This is a genomic window from Agarilytica rhodophyticola (assembly GCF_002157225.2).
In the GTDB taxonomy this organism is placed as follows: domain Bacteria; phylum Pseudomonadota; class Gammaproteobacteria; order Pseudomonadales; family Cellvibrionaceae; genus Agarilytica; species Agarilytica rhodophyticola.
Map to the genome: position 1 here is coordinate 62,336 of NZ_CP020038.1, position 16,946 is coordinate 79,281.

Annotated in this window: 18 protein-coding genes; 5 read left to right on the forward strand and 13 right to left on the reverse strand. The window is 40.5% G+C overall.

Annotation, left to right across the window (positions count from 1 at the left end; genetic code table 11):
- Nucleotides 1–8: 8 nt before the first annotated feature.
- Entirely contained in the window at nucleotides 9–392 is a 384-nt protein-coding gene (locus BVC89_RS00260; RefSeq protein WP_086929303.1) for a thiol-disulfide oxidoreductase DCC family protein, read from the forward strand.
- A gap of 29 nt (nucleotides 393–421) precedes the next feature.
- On the opposite strand, the gene BVC89_RS00265 is transcribed toward BVC89_RS00260, so the two are convergent.
- On the reverse strand, nucleotides 422–982 hold the full coding sequence (locus tag BVC89_RS00265; RefSeq protein WP_086929304.1) for a helix-turn-helix domain-containing protein: 561 nt from the start codon (nucleotides 980–982) through the stop codon (nucleotides 422–424).
- Nucleotides 983–1,124: 142 nt separating this feature from the next.
- Here BVC89_RS00265 and BVC89_RS00270 point away from each other — a divergent pair, with 142 nt between their 5' ends.
- Complete coding sequence (locus BVC89_RS00270) at nucleotides 1,125–2,294, forward strand: benzoate/H(+) symporter BenE family transporter (RefSeq protein ID WP_086929305.1); 1,170 nt, start codon at nucleotides 1,125–1,127, stop codon at nucleotides 2,292–2,294.
- 13 nt (nucleotides 2,295–2,307) lie between these two features.
- Here the strand turns inward: BVC89_RS00270 and BVC89_RS00275 are convergent, their stop codons facing one another.
- From BVC89_RS00275 to BVC89_RS00285, 3 genes are read right to left on the reverse strand one after another with little or no spacing between them, the layout of a single operon-like run.
- Nucleotides 2,308–2,772, reverse strand: a complete 465-nt coding sequence (locus tag BVC89_RS00275; RefSeq protein ID WP_086929306.1) for a GNAT family N-acetyltransferase — start codon at nucleotides 2,770–2,772, stop codon at nucleotides 2,308–2,310.
- Nucleotides 2,773–2,791: 19 nt separating this feature from the next.
- Nucleotides 2,792–3,442 carry a signal peptidase I gene (gene lepB, locus BVC89_RS00280; RefSeq protein WP_086929307.1) on the reverse strand — a complete coding sequence of 217 codons (651 nt, stop codon included), beginning with the start codon at nucleotides 3,440–3,442 and terminating at the stop codon, nucleotides 2,792–2,794.
- Nucleotides 3,443–3,496: 54 nt separating this feature from the next.
- Nucleotides 3,497–5,038 (reverse strand): type VI secretion system contractile sheath domain-containing protein, encoded by a 1,542-nt coding sequence (locus tag BVC89_RS00285; RefSeq protein ID WP_086929308.1) that lies wholly within the window; start codon nucleotides 5,036–5,038, stop codon nucleotides 3,497–3,499.
- 332 nt (nucleotides 5,039–5,370) lie between these two features.
- On the opposite strand from BVC89_RS00285, the gene purE reads away from it, so the two are divergent.
- Both purE and BVC89_RS00295 read left to right on the forward strand, forming a co-directional pair.
- On the forward strand, nucleotides 5,371–5,853 hold the full coding sequence (gene purE, locus BVC89_RS00290) for a 5-(carboxyamino)imidazole ribonucleotide mutase (RefSeq protein WP_086929309.1): 483 nt from the start codon (nucleotides 5,371–5,373) through the stop codon (nucleotides 5,851–5,853).
- Nucleotides 5,850–6,956, forward strand: coding sequence for a 5-(carboxyamino)imidazole ribonucleotide synthase (locus tag BVC89_RS00295; RefSeq protein ID WP_086929310.1), 1,107 nt, complete (start codon nucleotides 5,850–5,852; stop codon nucleotides 6,954–6,956). Before purE ends, BVC89_RS00295 begins: the two co-directional genes overlap by 4 nt.
- 91 nt (nucleotides 6,957–7,047) lie before the next feature.
- Here the strand turns inward: BVC89_RS00295 and BVC89_RS00300 are convergent, their stop codons facing one another.
- The 6 genes from BVC89_RS00300 to BVC89_RS00325 all read right to left on the reverse strand — a co-directional run bounded on the left by BVC89_RS00300 (nucleotide 7,048) and on the right by BVC89_RS00325 (nucleotide 11,470).
- Nucleotides 7,048–8,157 carry an L-dopachrome tautomerase-related protein gene (locus BVC89_RS00300; protein WP_086929311.1) on the reverse strand — a complete coding sequence of 370 codons (1,110 nt, stop codon included), beginning with the start codon at nucleotides 8,155–8,157 and terminating at the stop codon, nucleotides 7,048–7,050.
- Nucleotides 8,158–8,244: 87 nt separating this feature from the next.
- Nucleotides 8,245–8,637, reverse strand: a complete 393-nt coding sequence (locus BVC89_RS00305; RefSeq protein WP_086929312.1) for a ribbon-helix-helix domain-containing protein — start codon at nucleotides 8,635–8,637, stop codon at nucleotides 8,245–8,247.
- Between the two features lie 40 nt (nucleotides 8,638–8,677).
- The gene (locus tag BVC89_RS00310) at nucleotides 8,678–9,238 is read right to left on the reverse strand and encodes a DJ-1/PfpI family protein (protein ID WP_086929313.1); all 561 of its coding nucleotides are present in this window, start codon (nucleotides 9,236–9,238) and stop codon (nucleotides 8,678–8,680) included.
- Between the two features lie 90 nt (nucleotides 9,239–9,328).
- On the reverse strand, nucleotides 9,329–10,195 hold the full coding sequence (locus BVC89_RS00315) for a PhzF family phenazine biosynthesis protein (protein WP_086929314.1): 867 nt from the start codon (nucleotides 10,193–10,195) through the stop codon (nucleotides 9,329–9,331).
- Between the two features lie 67 nt (nucleotides 10,196–10,262).
- Nucleotides 10,263–10,604, reverse strand: a complete 342-nt coding sequence (locus BVC89_RS00320; protein ID WP_086929315.1) for a MerR family transcriptional regulator — start codon at nucleotides 10,602–10,604, stop codon at nucleotides 10,263–10,265.
- 17 nt (nucleotides 10,605–10,621) lie between these two features.
- Nucleotides 10,622–11,470 carry a histone deacetylase family protein gene (locus tag BVC89_RS00325; RefSeq protein WP_216825063.1) on the reverse strand — a complete coding sequence of 283 codons (849 nt, stop codon included), beginning with the start codon at nucleotides 11,468–11,470 and terminating at the stop codon, nucleotides 10,622–10,624.
- A gap of 158 nt (nucleotides 11,471–11,628) precedes the next feature.
- Here BVC89_RS00325 and BVC89_RS00330 point away from each other — a divergent pair, with 158 nt between their 5' ends.
- Entirely contained in the window at nucleotides 11,629–11,979 is a 351-nt protein-coding gene (locus BVC89_RS00330) for a hypothetical protein (RefSeq protein ID WP_086929317.1), read from the forward strand.
- A 26-nt stretch (nucleotides 11,980–12,005) separates the two neighbouring features.
- On the opposite strand, the gene BVC89_RS00335 is transcribed toward BVC89_RS00330, so the two are convergent.
- The 3 genes from BVC89_RS00335 to BVC89_RS00345 all read right to left on the reverse strand — a co-directional run bounded on the left by BVC89_RS00335 (nucleotide 12,006) and on the right by BVC89_RS00345 (nucleotide 16,743).
- Nucleotides 12,006–12,317 carry an Mpo1-like protein gene (locus tag BVC89_RS00335; RefSeq protein WP_086929318.1) on the reverse strand — a complete coding sequence of 104 codons (312 nt, stop codon included), beginning with the start codon at nucleotides 12,315–12,317 and terminating at the stop codon, nucleotides 12,006–12,008.
- A gap of 13 nt (nucleotides 12,318–12,330) precedes the next feature.
- Entirely contained in the window at nucleotides 12,331–12,924 is a 594-nt protein-coding gene (locus BVC89_RS00340; protein WP_086929319.1) for a DUF938 domain-containing protein, read from the reverse strand.
- 114 nt (nucleotides 12,925–13,038) lie between these two features.
- Nucleotides 13,039–16,743 (reverse strand): ankyrin repeat domain-containing protein, encoded by a 3,705-nt coding sequence (locus BVC89_RS00345; RefSeq protein ID WP_086929320.1) that lies wholly within the window; start codon nucleotides 16,741–16,743, stop codon nucleotides 13,039–13,041.
- Nucleotides 16,744–16,946 lie beyond the last annotated feature (203 nt).

Here is a 16,946-nt window from a genome sequence, read left to right on the forward strand (position 1 = left end):
ATGCATTTATGGATGAGAAAGAAGAAAGCAAAACTCAATGTGATACTCTCTATTATGATGGGCAATGTCCACTCTGTAGTAGGGAAATTCAAAAGCTAGCATCATATCGCAAAGAAGATATAGTGCTTGTGGATATTAATGCTATGGATAGTGATGCTTCTCTTCCTAGTACATCTTTCCCTAGTAAGAGTGCTTTGATGGAAAACCTTCATCTGAAAACTGCTGAAGGCAAATGGATTAAAGGAATCGACGCGAATATTAGAGCTTGGCGCAATACACCATTTGAAAAATTTTGGTTGTTGTTGCGTCTGCCTATCATCTATCAGTGTGCATCCTGGTTCTATACTCGATGGGCCTCATGGCGGCTGAAAAATCAGCAGAAACGTCAATAACCAGCAGATAAAACTACATATCTAAAATCTCACCTACTGTAGTGAATAAGGTTGTGAAAGACCGCTGCTCGGCTGTTGAGATTGCGATACCCATGCTGTTGGTCGGCGGCAAATCGAATTGCTTCACCTTGTGCAAGTGGTTGCCATTTGTCTTCTAGCAATAGCTCCATTTCTCCTTCTACAACAATGACATGCTCTGTAACACCCGGTTCATGGGGCTCTGATATACGCTGATAATGCGGTAGTAGTGTAAGTTCTAACATCTCAAACCCGAAGCGCTGATCAAATGGAAACAATGGCGCTACCAGTACTTGATCGTCGCCAGGTTGTTGCTGAAGGTCTGCTGCATGCCTAAAGGATACTCCCCTAGCTTCCACTGGCGGTGGTTCTATAAAGGACGAAATAGATGAATTAAAGCCACCTGCTATTTTCCACAGTGTTGCCAAGGTCGGACTGGATTCCCCTCGCTCTATTTGGCCTAACATTGCTTTACTAACTCCCGTTGCTTCAGCAGTTTTATCTAAGCTCCATTTTTTTCCCTGACGAGCGGCTTTGAGCTGCTGAGCTAAATACTGATTCGAATTTTTCATTGGATAAGGACTTGAATGGCGCTGGTGAATTATGGTTGTACGTTATAGCGCACAGATGTTAGTCTGTCCACTTGTGCGCTATAGCGTACAGCTTAATACTACCAAGTAATACCTTTGAGTGACTCTCTTCAGGTGATATCAAATGCTCAAGTCCATTAGCATCGCGCATATTTCAACAGGTTTTGTAACGGTTGTTGTTGGTTATACCAGTTCAGCTGTCATTGTATTTCAAGCGGCAGCGGCAGCAGGAGCTTCTCCAGCAGAAATAAACTCATGGCTGCTCGCTTTAGGTATTGGCATGGGCCTATCATGTGTCGGCTTATCTCTTTACTTTCGCCATCCCATCGTTACTGCATGGTCCACACCTGGTGCTGCCCTGCTGATTACTAGCCTTGAGGGCTTATCTATTAATGAGGCTATCGGGGTTTTTATATTTTCTTCTTGTTTGATAACACTGTCAGGCATTACGGGCTGGTTTGAAAAGATTATGAATTTTCTGCCTCGTTCCATGGCTGCTGCCATGTTGGCGGGAGTGTTATTGAAGTTTGGTATGGATGTGTTTGTGGCAATGCAAACAGAGTTATTCCTAGTTGTCTGTATGCTACTAACGTATCTATTTACCCACAGATTTTTACCCCGATATACTATTCCGCTGGTTTTGGCCGTGGGCATGCTGATAACTTCTATAGCGGGCGTTTTGCACCTTAATGAGGTTAAACTAGCGTTATCTGCTCCAGTTTTTGTATATCCGCATTTTTCCTTTACAACTTTAATTAGCGTAGGTTTACCGCTATTTCTCATTACTATGGTGTCTCAAAATGCTCCGGGTATCGCTGTACTAAGAGCAAATGGCTATCAAACACCGGCGTCACCTCTTATCGCTAGCACAGGGTTTTTAGGCGTTATTCTTGCGCCGTTTGGAGGTTATGCCTTTAATTTGGCTGCTATCACTGCCGCGATTTGTATGGGGAAAGAAGCAGATGAAAACCCTGCCAGGCGTTACTTAGCTGCGGTTTGGGCAGGGATATTTTACTTATTATTAGGCGTGTTCGGTGCTACTGTCAGCGCTCTATTTAGCTCGTTTCCAAAAGAGTTAGTACTAGCGCTTGCGGGCTTAGCGTTGCTAGGTGTCATCAGCAACAGCCTAAAAAGCTTGCTGTCTGATGATAGTGAGCAAGAAGCAGCAGTAATTACGTTTCTAGTTACCGCTTCAGGTATTACTCTGGCTGGAATTGGTAGCGCTTTTTGGGGCTTAGTGATCGGTCTATTGGCTCTTTACACCAAGAAAATCAAAATTAGGGAAATACACTAGGGTTTGATAGCCCTTAGAGTTTATATTCAAACGCTAAGTCGCAGCGAGACACTATATTTTCTTCGTGATATTCAATAAAACCCGAGGCACGATATAGTGCTACTGCCTCAACAAGGGATGAGGCAGTTTGCAATTCCATTCGCTTGTAACCAAGAGCGCGAGCTTTGTCGATGGCGAAGGTTAGCAATTTCTTGCCGAGCCCAACACCGCGACTACTGGGGTAGGCAAACATTTTTCTCAGTTCACAGCTTTGGTCACTGAGCCGAATAACTCCGACAGATGCGACAACACTACCCTTCTGGTCTGTGGCAACAGCAAAATATCCATGGTCATTAAAATAATACTGATCAAAATCCTCTAAATCTTTATCTGTTGCCTCAGGGTCTGGCTGTAATCCGTATTCGATTAAAACGCTGTAAACCATAGCTTTTACAGCGTCACAGTCCTTGTTGTTTGCCTTTCTTAGTATGTATTCCATTTATTGATGCTTCTACTACTTATAGTGTGTGGAAAAACCTATCTGCGCGAGGAAGATAATAGTTATCATAGTTAAAGGATAAAATAACACTTTTTGAGCGACCGACAATTTCATTCCTAGGGACAAAGCCAATTACCCTTGAGTCTGCACTATTGTCTCGGTTATCTCCCAGTGCTAGATAACTATCTTCCGGCACGACCACAGGGGCGAATGTTGACAATTGAGAACCGTATTTTTTAACACGAACAAAATGCTCAATACCCATCAGGTTTTCCGATTTATCCTGTGTGTATGAATTTGATGAAATATCCTCATAGGCTAATTTTTCACCGTTTATAAAGAGCACATTATTCTTCAGCTCAATAGTATCTCCAGGAATACCGACTACGCGTTTAACCAGTCGCTTCTTGGAGACTTTTGAGTCAAAAATGATGATGTCCCCACGTTTTGGATCGGATCGTTTATAAAGAGAAATATGAGTGAAAGGAACACGGATATCGTAGGCCATTTTATTCACCACAATACGATCACCCTCCAATATCGTCGGCTTCATTGATCCGGTTGGGACGTGGTTGAAATCTGCAAAAGCGCTCCGAAATATCAACATTAGGGCAATAAAAAGGATGAAACCTTTGTTCTCATTCCATACTTTCAATAATGTTTTTTTCATGTTCTTTCCTAGTTAGTAAGCAATTATTTGATTGATCAAAGAATGTAGACAGGCTCAACCAAATATCTGTTCCCCAGAGAGTGCTACTGTGCGAAAGTTAGGAATGACGACGGCTGCTTTGCCCTTTACGGAACGGATGGATAAAATGCCCGCCTCCGCCAACTTTTGAGCAACAGAATCACGCATAAATATCTCGGCACAAGCTTTAGCCACACTCTCACCATCTTCATCTTGATAAATGTGCAGAGGTAGATCTTCTACTTCTTGTATTTGTCCTGGTCGCAATTGCCATCCTGTTTCGCTGTAGGCTTGTGCTAGGAGTAATGTTACTAAGTAGGCACTATTACCCCATAAGTAATAATTATGGGCGTTACTGATAGATAGTTCTTCGAAATCGAAGCTTTCTATGGGAGAGCTGCGTTTACCATAAGGCAGACGCAGTAAAAAGCGAGGTGCCGCCAAGGCAAGATGGCGACTACTAGCTTGTTGCCTGAGAGCTTGCCACTGCTCTACAAATGTCGCCTCAAGTGTGTGTTGCCAGTCTTCTGTATCTTCACGGCGATAAACACCTTCGCAACCTGCCAGTCGTTCGCTAGCGCTTGCTAAAGCAATACCTGAACAGGCTTGAGCCAAATGTGCAAAACCTGATGCTAGGCGAATATCTTCAGGTTTGTCGTTAATCTGTGCGTCAAATTGCAATATGGAAAATGGTGTGCTGCCGGGCACTTCATAAGCTGATACAAGTCTTTTATAAAGGCCTGTTGTTGTGATGTCGTCTGCTTCGGCCAAGTCTTGGCGCATTTCATCGCGGCTGATATCAATGATGAATAGTTTAAGATTACGATTCGTGTTTAGTCGACAAATGAGCATGTAGACACTGCGCCAGTTTGACTCTATTTCCTGGAACGCACTGGCATGCATGACTTTACGCAAGGTATCACTATTGGCTTGTGCTAGGGCTTCTTCCATTTCAGGTAATCGCGGATCACTTTTGGCCTCTACGTAAGGTGCCACAATATCCTTGATCATACGATCAATATTACCCTCCGGTGAATTTGCCAAATCAATAGCATGATTGCTTTGGCTAAGCACAGCTTCTAGCATGTTGTCAGGCATGGGGATGCCACTTACATCGCCTGCCTCTTCTTCACTTTTTTGTGCGTTTGAGCTTTGGGCTTTGAAACTTGCCCACTGTTGTATTTCTTCTGCGGCTTGTTGGAATTGATCGGGTTTACGCAGTTTATGGCGAAGCATTCGGAGCTTTTCAAATAAGGGTACACGTTCGAATAAATAGTCGGGATGTAAGTCGTCATATTCGCGAAAGTGAATGGGTTCGTCACAAATAGCTAATTGCAGTTTTACGCCAAAAGATGAAAACACTTCTTCAAAATTATCGCGATCAATTTCTATAGCCTTGCGCTTGCAAATTGTTTCCGTTTCTTTAATAGATCGGCTACCACGGCCACTGAAGTCACCGATTAAAGCAATGTGCATTGCTTTGCCATCTTTGCGTGGTTCAGCCGTTTTTTTAGATGAAGTGTCTTTTCCTGACATATCAAATAACACACCGCCAGTAGAAATACTTGCTCGAGACATACAATAACTTCCTATCTATATTTGTATTCGTTGGTTTTTAATCTTATTGTCTGCAATAACTTTAACTATTCGGACAACTATTTAGGGTTATCCCAGTTTAAGCCCTAGTCTAAATAAATATGAGACGTTTTGAAAATCCGTTGATGAGGTCCAATAATTGAACACGCAGAGTAACTCCCCTATACTGGCGCGCTTCTTAAAGACCCTACTCGCTTTACTTGCATTGGCGCTATGTGATTAGAATAGCCAGAACATGATCTCTGACTCTTTGTTTGTTGTTTGTGCTAGACCTAAAAGCGAGAACCTATTGTTTTTTCATTAAGGCTTCAGCTATGACCAAAGCTCCAGTTCAGATTATTATGGGCTCACGCTCTGATTGGCCAATTTTGAAAATGGCCCTTACGCCGCTAGATGAACTTCAAGTTTCTTATGAAGCTTCGGTTGTGTCAGCACATCGCACGCCAGATCGTCTCTACAAATTTTGCAAAGATTCGGAAAATAATGGCACTAAAGTCATTATTGCCGGTGCAGGGGGTGCTGCCCACTTAGCTGGAATGGCGGCAGCGATGACTTGGTTGCCAGTCATTGCTGTGCCAATTCCCAGTAAGTATCTCAAAGGCGTAGACAGCTTACTATCGATGGTACAAATGCCGAAAGGTGTTGCTGTTGCTACGCAGGCTATCGGTGAATCTGGCGCTTATAACGCAGGTTTAATTGCTAGTCAGATGCTGGCTTTGTCGGATACAGATTTAAGGGATCGTCTTATAGCATGGCGTAAAAAACAAACAGATTCTGTTGCTGAGGCGGTTGAATGAGCGTGAGAATTACGATGGTAGGCAGCGGTCAGCTAGCCCAAATGATGGCGCTGGCTGGAATCCCAATAGGCTATGAATTCAGTTTTTTAGTGGCACCCGGAGAAGATACTCGCTGCGTTGATAACTTAGGTCAGATCGTAGTGCTGGAAGACAATGAAAGCCCACAAAGTTTATTTGCGCGCCTTGGTGAACCGGATGTAATTACGGTTGAAAAAGAGCATGTGGATATTGAGCTGTTAACAAACCTTAATAAATTTTGCCCCGTTCACCCCAACCCGAATGCCTTAGAAAAGTTTAAAAATCGTCGCGACGAAAAATTATTTTTACAATCTCTTAATATTCCAATTGCGCCTTTTTACAGTGTGCATGACGAAGGTCAGTTAAAAAATGCTATTGCGACATTGGATAAACCCATCTTCTTAAAAAGTGAAGAAGAAGGCTATGACGGCTACAATCAGTATAAAATTACCGATGATAATGCCGAGGAAGTTAGGAATAAACTTAGTTTCCCCAGCCAGTGGGTAGCAGAATCATTTATTCCATTTCAACGTGAAATCTCTTTTCTTGCTGCACGAAGCAAAAGCGGTGATATCGTATTTTATCCACCAGTAGAAAATGCTCACCATAACGGCACACTTATTACATCCTTGGCGCCTGCGCCAAATGTTAGCGAAGAACAAGTGTCTACTGGTCAGACTTATCTGAAAAACATAGTTAACACTCTGGACTATGTTGGTTTGATTTGCATGGAATGTTTTGTTTGTGATGGCAAGATTCTAGTAAATGAAATTGCACCGCGAGTACATAACAGCGGACACTGGAGTGCAAAAGGTGCTTTAACTAGCCAATTCGAAAACCATATACGTGCAGTAACAGATTTGCCTCTTGGTTCAACTAAGTTAATTGGAATTAGTGGCATGCTTAATTTACTAGGAGTAACTTTAAGCGCCGAGCAGGCGAGTGCGGAATCTACCTTTTTGACACTCTATGGAAAGACTGTTCGTCCACGTAGGAAGTTAGGCCATGTCACCATAAATGGTGACGATTACAATGACATAAAATCTCAGCTTGAATCGTTGCGTAAATTAGCTTATCAAGAATAGCAATAAGTTAATTTGTAGTAGTTCTGTAGTGGCTTCATAAAAAAAGAAGCCACTGATGATTATTTATTTGCGCAACTGTTTAGCTAACTATTTATCTACCCTGCTCTGCTTTCGCTAATGGTGCAAAGCGCATAATTTTAAATTCGCCTTTATCCGCTCTTTTACCTTCGTTAAGAACGGGCGAGCGATGTAACTCGTTAACGGTAAAGTAAATATAACCGTCAGCACCTATTGCAAAACCATCAGCCCAAGAAATATCATCATGTTGAAATAAGGTTTGATACTTTCCCATTGCGTTGGTGACACCGATGGAATCATCAGTAATAGAAGTAATATAAACATTACCTGCACTATCGACGACTGAACCGTCTGAAATAGTTTTGTCGCCATAACGCTCCACTTTACTGTGCAACGATTTTTCTGACAATTTAGTATTTAGTAAGTCTTTGGTGTTTATACGGTACATACTGGTTGCCGACATAGGAGCAAAGTATAGCCACTCATTTTTTGCATCAATTGTTATTGGATTAACACCAATTTTTGCTGCTTGCCCACCTAATGTTACAAGTTTGTCATCGATTACCATATTGATATTTTCAGGTGTAGTGAACGGTGAATTATCTAATATACGCCGACTTTTACCGGACTCAATATCAACAATAATCAATGCGCCAGAGCTATCAGCAACATATATTTTATTGTGTTTTCTATCAATAGCGAGATCGTTTAAGAAACTATTTTTCGTGGTAGTGGGCGCTTGTAAAATAATAGTTTTAAAATGTTTCTCTCGTTTGATATCCCAGCCGACTATGCGTCCATTTCTTTTTTCTGTTTGTCCATCGAGCATCCATAATATTCCTTCTTGATCTGCCACAATTCCGAGTACATCCGCCAAGCCCGGGCCTTTTTCTTTCGGCGCGGAAGACCAAGTAATAGAGGGGTAAGGTTTTGTTGAACCATCTTTCAAGACTTCAAGTACGCGATATTTCGGTTCACCATAAAATGCGTGTACACTTAAAAATATTCGGCCTGTTGGAGAAATTGCAATATTCGCAGGTGGCGTATTTTGTGAAAATGTATGGATAGTTTCAAGTGTGGAGTAAGACTTATTATTGTCTTTAGCACTCGCTTCTGCAAAAGAATGTGCAAGTGCAAATATTGAGAGTGCATATAAAGTTTTTTTGAATTTTTTTAAAATCATAAGATTCAGTGTTTAAGTTAAATTAATTTAAAGGAGTTCGAATAGAGAAGCTCTAGTAGTATAAAATAATCGATTTAATTTTTGCTTTTATGATAACGAAGCTCTTCGTGAAGAAATAGCATTTTGCCTTTTCAATGTGTCTTCTTTTTCCATCTCTAATAAAGGGCCAGACTCCATACCTGTTAGCGGTGTTAAGTCATCTCGTTGTAGTCGTCCGTCGGCAACAAGAGATAGATAGCGGCAACAGCAAACTCTAAGAAAAGAAGTAAAATTTCCTAGATCATGTTTTGCATCCATAGCTTCGAGATACAACTTTGTAATTAACTGTGACACGGACAAATCATCTCTATCCGCTATTTCTCCAAGTGTCATCCAGAAAAAACTCTCTAAGCGTATCGAGGTTACTACACCATCAATACGCATAGATTTTGTGGAACATGTCCATAAACTGTCATCCGCGTCGACAAATAATCCGCACATAATTGATGTATTCTCCGATCCATTATTAGGCTTGTTCACACTAACTTAATAGCATATTAAATTGCTTTAAAAATTCTGGATGAGCTGGCCACGCAGGTGCGGTGACGAGAAAACCATCTGTTATCGCATCCTCCATGTCGAGGTCAATGTATTTGGCGCCCGCAGATCTCATTTCAGGAGCACAGGCAGGGTACGCCGATACTTTTAATCCCTCAATCACATTCGCGGCCGATAACATCTGGGGACCATGACAAATAGAGGCTACAGGCTTTTTCATATCAAAGAAGTGTTGCACCATAGCGATCACTTTGTCGTTAAGCCTTAGATACTCTGGTGACCGCCCACCAGGTACATACAAGGCATCGTAATTGCCCGGATCTATATCTGTAAACGTGGCGTTTAGTGTGAAATTATGACCACGCTTTTCAGTATAGGTTTGGTCGCCTTCGAAATCATGAATTGATGTCGCAATAGTTTGGCCTGCCTTCTTATCAGGGCAAACAGCGTGCACAGTATGCCCCATTGCGATTAGTGCTTGATATGGCACCATGTTTTCATAGTCTTCGACATAGTCACCGGTAATCATTAAAATTTTGCTCATCTCTATCCTCCTGCCTAGGGCCTGTTAGGTAAAGTAGAACATAAGTAATTTAACGACGGGTAGTAGGCGAATACTACACAAGTGTACAAGCTAAACTTCAATAGTAACTTTTCGATTGAGCTTTGCGTTGCCGCCGGCGAGTAGTGAAATAATACCGTTACTATTTGCCTCGACATCGACATATATTATGCTGGGGGAAGGTTTATCCATAAGATACCCTTGCTCTATAGAAAACTGCAGTTTTTGGCATTCTGTTTGGCTACTATGTAAGTAACATGCCAATGGCCCAGCGGCCATTCCAGTTGCTGATTCCTCTTGGATACCGTAGCGTGGTGCGAACATTCTAGCTGTCGCATCGCTGTGGTTGTTAAATGTTTCGGTAGAAAACACATAGTACCCAACTAGATCCAGTGTTTCAGAAATAGTATGAATTTTATCAAAGTTTGGTGTTATGTTCGCCAAATCTGCTTGGCTATTAAGCCCTAAAACAACGAACGAATTGCCCGTGTTAATTAGCTTCGGAGCAAACATAATATGTTGCTTATTTACTCCTAGTGAGTCGAGAATACTTATTTGCTTATCGTCTATATCGTAATATTTAGGTGCTGATTGTTCCATATAAGCGCGCCCTTCTTTAATAAGTATCCGACGATTTCCTTCTATGGTTTCTTTACTCGACCACCCTTCTTCGAGACTACCTATTTGTGAGAGGTAACTGAAGGTAGCTACGGTGGCATGTCCACAGTGAGCTATTTGACGTGTCGGAGTATAGAAATCTAGTTTGTAGCTAGCATTAGAAGATGAGGATACGAAAGCAGTTTCTGATAATCCTACTGTTCTTGCAATAGATAGCTTTTGATCGTGGTTTAAATGGTCGGCTTGTAAAACGATACCTGCTGGGTTGCCACCTTCGCCACTATGGGTAAATGCATTAACAATGATTGCCTCGACTTTCATGGTACTCTCCAAGTTCTCCGCTGTTGTACTTTGCCAGAGATCTTAACGAGTTAGAGTATGCTCTAAGTCAAGGGTTTTTTAGGCGCTTAATTTTCTGTTCTGTGACATCAATGTAATGCTTTATATCAGTTTCCTGGCGCTTTAGCTTGGAGAGGTGTAACTCAAGTATTGTCATCAAAGTACGATTTTCTTGCTGGTGATAGGCATGGGTATAGTCCTTTATTTTCTGTAAGGACATTCCTGAATTCTTTAAACATGCCACCCAGTTAATCAGTTCTAAATCATCGTTATTGTAGTTTCGGTGTCCACTGGTATCTTTACTGGGTGTTTGTAATAAATGAATTTTTTCATAGTAACGGATAGTGTGAGCACTGAGCCCTGACTTTTCACTTAACTCCTTGATTTTCATTTATTTTTACCTGCGCTCTATAAGTAGCGTCCAAATACGGTGTGAGCCTGTTCCACCACAATAGCATGGCGTCTTGCCAGCGCATGTCGATCATCGTCATAGCCGCCACCTATCACTGTTGCCACGGGAATATTGTTTTGTTGACATAGAGATAAGACGGTATGTTCTCGCTGCTTTATTCCCTCCAAGCTGATGTTGAGAAGCCCCAGTGGGTCACCCTTATAAACATCGACACCTGCGTCGTAGATGATAAGAGACGGTTGTAGTTGAGCAATAAGTTTACGTAATGTGGCTTCAACAATGTCAAGATACTCACGGTCTTCCATATGCTTAGGCAGAGCAATATCTAAGTCGCTGTTGGGCTTACGCACCGGGAAATTTTTCTCACAGTGTATTGAACAGGTAAAGACTTGTGGCTCGTTTTGTAAAATTGTCGCTGTGCCATCGCCTTGGTGAACATCGCAATCGAAAATAAGGATATTGCCAAGCTTACGCTTTTTTACCAGTGCTAATGAAGCTATTGCAAGGTCGTTAAGGACACAAAAGCCTGAGGCGAAGTCATGGTGAGCATGGTGAGTTCCTCCTGCCAAGTGACATGCGATACCATATTCCATTGCTAGCGAGGCACTTACCAGTGTGCCATTGGGCGAGATGAGCGTTCTTCGCTTTAGGCCTTCACTCCAAGGTAGACCCATACGGCGAATTTCCTTTTCAGTCTGGCTGTTGGTGATAAAGCGATTGAGATAATCTGGGCAGTGAGCCAACTCAATAATGTCTTGTTTTGCAGTTCCCGGTCGGTAAGTATTCTGGGCTTTTACTATACCGTTGGTTGTCAGATAGTCATGTAACAGTCGGAACTTCTCCATTGGGAAGCGGTGTCTATGACTAAAGCTATAGCTATAAGATGGGTGACTAACAATGGGTATCATAGGCCCTTAGGATCATCGATTTTTTTGTTTAGTGCCTGTAACCTTTTATTACCTGAAAACTTGTTTATATTGACCCCGAGTAGAGCTTGTTAAGTATGCTTGAAAAGCTTGCAGAAAAATTATACCGCTATTACCAGGAAGCCAAGGCATATATCATTTTTACCTTGGTGGTTTTTGGTATTGCCATGCTCCATAATCACTACGGCACTTGGGTCGATGGCCATGGACTATCCAATATCGTGTTGTTTCTACAGGTGTTCGGCGACGTTATTCTATTAGGTTTTTGTTTGTGTGTCTTATTTCTATGTTTTATATATGCATTTCACCCCGAGCTAAATGGTAAGCATCAGCACAACAATAAAAAGTTAATGCTTGCTTACTTCCTGAGTGCTATGTTCTCTATTAGCGCAGGTGTATTGTTATTAAAAGTGATTCTTAACTTCTAACATTTGAGCCAGCTGAGCCAAGCTTACTATTTACCGCCGTTAAAAGTTTTGCGCAGCCACCAGCGTGTACCTACAAGTAAAAAGCGCCAATCTTTAAAGAATTCTGGTGCATTCTTTTCGTAGTAGTGGCCGACAAACTGAAAGATCCAGCCAACCACAAAGAGCAGTAGTGAAAATTTCCAAAGGCTGGGTATTAGAAGAGAAAAAGGAAGTAACAGAATCGATGCAACTATCATTGGAATGCCGATAGTGTGGCACTTTCTATTGATTGGGTGCTTATGCCCTTCAGCATATTCGTGAACCCAATCATCCCAAGACTTTTCGCTGAAAAGTGCCATAGTTGTACCACCTTTAACCTTTTTGCCAAACAATTAACCTATTATTTGCCGGCATAGTGTTATCTTCAAGTAAATTTAAGCCAAATTTGCTTGCAAATGCATCCACTTCTTCGAAGTGCCGAATTGCTTGATGAGCACCTCTTTCAGCCAACCAAATATCAAATTGCCGATTACTATCGCTGGTGTATTCACCACCATAATTAAAGGGCCCATAAACAGCAAAAAGACCCTGTGGTGGAAGCATTTGGCCAACTTTTTGTACTGTCAGCTGAACTAGCTCCCAGGGCATAATGTGAAAAGTATTCGCGGTGTATGCTGCGTCACATGTTGTTGGCCAACCATCCTGCTGCACATCTAGTTCGATTACTGGCAATAGGTTTTCAAGGGGGAATTCTTGATGCCACATATGGATACCTGGCAAATTCTCCTGACGATCGCTGGCTTGCCACTCCAAATGAGAAAGCGCCTTGGCAAAGTGTACACTGTGCTGGCCTGTACCGGAGCCAATTTCTAAAACACGCTTTGTACTATTAAATATGCGCGTTAGTTGATCTAATATATGTTCTTTGTTTTTTTCACAAGCATTTGAAAACGGTTTTTCTTGCATAAGTATTGATCTTCTATAGGAAAGATAAAGATTTGCGATAGGCCTTATATTAAATGCTTCTGTAGACTTTAAAGTCGTCTATAGGTTCCTAGTTTGTTGACAGGCCTTAGCATGCTACCTTTTAAATAGCCTGCCAATTGTCTGTACAAGAAATGAATTACCTTGCAGTTGTTCGCCAATATAAGCAGAAGCTCTAGAGGCGCTCTCAGATACATATTTTAGAGCATCTCCAATTGTAGGAGGAGCTGTCCTTTCCTGCATACGATCTCGATATTCGTTTAACAAACGCACCATACCTTTATCATCGGCTTTGAAGGCTATGTCATATAATTCTTGGTACTGACTTGGATAAACTTTAACGCGTTCTGATGCTAAAAGTTCGCGGGCTATATTAATATTTTTATGAATTACTGCATACTTTATGGGAGAAAAACTCTCGCCTTCTTCAGAATTGTAGAATTCTTTATTTGGGTCAGGTACTTTTGCCGAACCTAGAAGTACCTTTAACATTTTACTTTTTTCATTGTTATTACTTCCAGTCAGTCGATGGAATATGGTAACGCCAGAGCTACTTTGCAGATCTGGAATAACATCAACTACTGGGGATTCAAGTAATACCTTTAATGCTTGGGTATGATGAGCTGTAGGGTTATGTTGCGTAATAAGAGTATTAACATATTGAGTTAGCATTGCTGGCTTCATTGCTTTTTCAGAGTGTACTAACGCCTCAATAATATCAAGATGACCAGAATTTGCAGCCATAATTAAAGGGTTATTCTTATCATCTGTAGGGTATTTTATCTTATCGGATTTTAACAAGAGCGCTACCGCTGCTTTATTTCCTCTCGCCGCAGCGTGAGTGATTGGTGTCATCCTTGCATTTACGTTCGTAGTTTTGTTGGTGTTATCTGCGCAGCCTTGATCACAAAGGTATTTGAGCATTTTTAAGCTAGTATTTTCTGCTGCAGTGTGTGCTGGTGTCTCACCTTTATCATTTGTGCCCAGAAGTTGTGGCCGCTTGATATTGGGAAATATTTTTTTAAATCTTTCCACATCATCTACTATTGCACAGTTATCGGCAAGGAGGTTTCGCTGTGACGGATTTCGAAGCATCTGTTCACGATCTTCTGCAGTCATAGCATCGTAGTGGTTTAGTAATAGCTTGGTAAGTTCCTTATTACTCGATTTTTTTGCCAGATGGAATAGCTCCATATATTGATCTGGCGAAACTTTAAGATCTTTAGCGGCCAATAGTTCTTTGACCATAACTACGTTATTTGCTCGCACAGCAAGTTTAATAGGTGAGAAAGACTCCTGATGACTCTCAGCATAATATTGTTGATTAATATTACCTATGACTTTTGGCGATGCTAATAAATCTTTAAATATTTCAATATGCGCCTTACTTTTTTTCCCCGCAAGCAAATGAAATAAATTGAAGTTGATTGGTGCTGAAAATCCTGGGTTATCAGTTACTGCCATCGGGATTTTCCTAATATTAGGTGAATCCAGTAATGTTTTAACCACTTTTACATGGTTATCAGAAATATCTGAGTTTTCGGTTATACCTATTAAATAATCTGTAATACCTTCTTTTTTATCTACTTTCTCTGAGTTGGCAATTTGCTTAACCATATCAAAATTACCAAAATGTGCTGCTAGATATAGAGGGTTGAGCTTGGGAGCGATAGGATATTCCACTTGTTCTGAATTTAGTAGCACTTCCATAGCTGCTAAATTATCTTCATAAGTTGCTTTTAAGATTGGAGATATTGCATGTGATATTACGACATCTCCATATTCGATATGTTCACTGTCCAAATTAGCACATCCTTGATTAGAAAGATGCTCAAGCATTTTCAAACTATTATTTTCAATTGCTGTATGTGCTGGTGTGGCGCCATTAAGTTCTTCAAAACCAAGGGATTTTGGGTCTTGAATATTTGGTAAAAATGCTTTGAACATCGCTACATCGTCCATGACTGCGCAGCTATCTGCAAACTTATTAGTTTTTGATACATCCAAAGCTAAGCGATTACCGTAACGAGCCATGATAACATCTTTCTGTGGATGAAAAAGTAAGTTACTAGGGTCTATTTCTATTCTTTTTCCTTCTAAACTTTCCAAGCCTGCTAATGCCGTTAGTGGAGCATTATTCTCTAGTAAAGCACGGAATACTTTTTCTTGGGTTTTGGCAGTATGGTCTAGTGCAGGTTTTTCTGTGCGAAGGTTTACGCCATCTTTCGCGATTGATCTTTCTAAATTAACTAATTTACCCAAACTATCTTCAATATTTTTTATCTTCTCACTTGCTAATTTATCATCTTGTAAAAGCAAACTTTCTAGTTGATCTAAGCCTTTAATAATTTCTCTGTACTCAGAATTTTCATTGTTTTTTACAATGCCACTTTTTTCTCCCAGCTGCTGAAGTATATTACCTAGTAAGATTATACTTCCACCTCTAAATTCATTACTTAATGAGTGTAAAAAATCAACGACTGCACTAGCTTTTTCTGCGAGTATTTCTGTAGGTTGACCTTCTCTTAAATCATTACTAATTTCGCTAGCGACTTTGTTTGGGTTAGCGAAAGCTATATTAAAAATTTCTTTATATTTAGCTTGATCTTCTTTTGTTTTTTTAATATCGCTACGAATATATTGCTTTTCTATAATTTCTTTATAATCTCGAGCTAGAGCGGAAAGATCGGCACCAATAAGATCGTCTTCATCATTAAATGAACATAGTTTATTATATACATATTTTCGAATATCGAAGTCTTTACCTGATTCTTTAGCGTCTTTTATAAGAGCTTTAAAAACGGAGGTTTTCTCTAGCTGTTCTTTAGGTTTGCCATCCAGATAAGCACTTTTTTCTAGATCTTCGTATTCATTAATATTGCGCTTTCCATCTCCAATAAATTTCTCAAGTATTCTGCTGACACTAGTCAGTTCACTTTCTGCAATAACCTTTAATTTGTTAGCAGTGCCCTGCTGTAAGCCACTAACAACTTGATAAATACTATGTGCTGGAAAGCTTTTCATTGGGGTTTTAGCAAAACTATCCTTTGCTTTAGCAAGAGTGTCTGGTAGGTAAGTAGAATTTTCTAGAGCAACAGGAATGTGGGTATGGATTCCCGAATACACACCTCTTGTCAATTTATGTGCCTGTATGCTACTGCTAATATACTCCGATACACTATCATTAATAATATCTCGGTTCGATGTCATCTGACCGAGAAGCTCATAGAGATCTTTATTGAGCGCAGGTACGCAATCCCCCATCGGGTCGCCTGGCCATATAGTTAAGTATTTTGCTTGTTCTTCTTTTGATTCCCTAGAAAGTAATGTGGCAAAGCTAGAAATGTTTTTTATTAACATTAAAATTGCATCAGACTCGACCTGGGATTCCAATTTTTTGCGTAACTTGCCTTCGTTGCCGTATATGTATTGTAATTCCTTTGGCAGAGTAATTTCTGGGGATCCCTTTGAGAAAACATCCAACAATTGATTAATATGACTTGTTAACTGTTGCTTTTCAATTTCGTTATTTGGAGCCTTTTTATGTAAACTCTTGTACAAGCTACTCCAATCTGTATTAAAAATTGGAAAGCGCTGCTGCATTGCTGAACCATCCAACTTATCCAGCCTTGCAATTTCTTTTTCTGCGTGTGCTAACAGACTCTTTTTGGCAATAGGGAAAAAAACATCGGAAATATTACAGCCTTTAATAATAGAAGAGTCTAATTTTGTAGACTTAGGCTTCTCTAACGGAGTATTTAAATGGGAAGCCGATTGAGACGAAGCGGCAGCGTTTAGCATTGTAATAGCTATCTCATTTAGTTTGAGTCAAAGTTCTTGAGAAACTGACTAACTTTAAAAATGCATTGTTAAAAGAAAAAACTGTCTAATACAGATAGGACTAATGTGCTATCTAAACTAAGACTTTGATTTAATTTTAGTGAGCATTCTTGCCTTAAGGTTCACGTGAATAGAGTTATAAGTAACCGTTATTGAAAGTGAAC

Excerpts from the sequence above, each read along its gene's own strand:
- BVC89_RS00260 (WP_086929303.1), top strand. The coding sequence starts at position 9 with ATGGATGAGAAAGAAGAAAGCAAAACTCAATGTGATACTCTCTATTAT.
- BVC89_RS00265 (WP_086929304.1), bottom strand. The coding sequence starts at position 982 with ATGAAAAATTCGAATCAGTATTTAGCTCAGCAGCTCAAAGCCGCTCGT.
- BVC89_RS00270 (WP_086929305.1), top strand. The coding sequence starts at position 1,125 with ATGCTCAAGTCCATTAGCATCGCGCATATTTCAACAGGTTTTGTAACG.
- BVC89_RS00275 (WP_086929306.1), bottom strand. The coding sequence starts at position 2,772 with ATGGAATACATACTAAGAAAGGCAAACAACAAGGACTGTGACGCTGTA.
- lepB (WP_086929307.1), bottom strand. The coding sequence starts at position 3,442 with ATGAAAAAAACATTATTGAAAGTATGGAATGAGAACAAAGGTTTCATC.
- BVC89_RS00285 (WP_086929308.1), bottom strand. The coding sequence starts at position 5,038 with ATGTCTCGAGCAAGTATTTCTACTGGCGGTGTGTTATTTGATATGTCA.
- purE (WP_086929309.1), top strand. The coding sequence starts at position 5,371 with ATGACCAAAGCTCCAGTTCAGATTATTATGGGCTCACGCTCTGATTGG.
- BVC89_RS00295 (WP_086929310.1), top strand. The coding sequence starts at position 5,850 with ATGAGCGTGAGAATTACGATGGTAGGCAGCGGTCAGCTAGCCCAAATG.
- BVC89_RS00300 (WP_086929311.1), bottom strand. The coding sequence starts at position 8,157 with ATGATTTTAAAAAAATTCAAAAAAACTTTATATGCACTCTCAATATTT.
- BVC89_RS00305 (WP_086929312.1), bottom strand. The coding sequence starts at position 8,637 with ATGTGCGGATTATTTGTCGACGCGGATGACAGTTTATGGACATGTTCC.
- BVC89_RS00310 (WP_086929313.1), bottom strand. The coding sequence starts at position 9,238 with ATGAGCAAAATTTTAATGATTACCGGTGACTATGTCGAAGACTATGAA.
- BVC89_RS00315 (WP_086929314.1), bottom strand. The coding sequence starts at position 10,195 with ATGAAAGTCGAGGCAATCATTGTTAATGCATTTACCCATAGTGGCGAA.
- BVC89_RS00320 (WP_086929315.1), bottom strand. The coding sequence starts at position 10,604 with ATGAAAATCAAGGAGTTAAGTGAAAAGTCAGGGCTCAGTGCTCACACT.
- BVC89_RS00325 (WP_216825063.1), bottom strand. The coding sequence starts at position 11,470 with ATGGAGAAGTTCCGACTGTTACATGACTATCTGACAACCAACGGTATA.
- BVC89_RS00330 (WP_086929317.1), top strand. The coding sequence starts at position 11,629 with ATGCTTGAAAAGCTTGCAGAAAAATTATACCGCTATTACCAGGAAGCC.
- BVC89_RS00335 (WP_086929318.1), bottom strand. The coding sequence starts at position 12,317 with ATGGCACTTTTCAGCGAAAAGTCTTGGGATGATTGGGTTCACGAATAT.
- BVC89_RS00340 (WP_086929319.1), bottom strand. The coding sequence starts at position 12,924 with ATGCAAGAAAAACCGTTTTCAAATGCTTGTGAAAAAAACAAAGAACAT.
- BVC89_RS00345 (WP_086929320.1), bottom strand. The coding sequence starts at position 16,743 with ATGCTAAACGCTGCCGCTTCGTCTCAATCGGCTTCCCATTTAAATACT.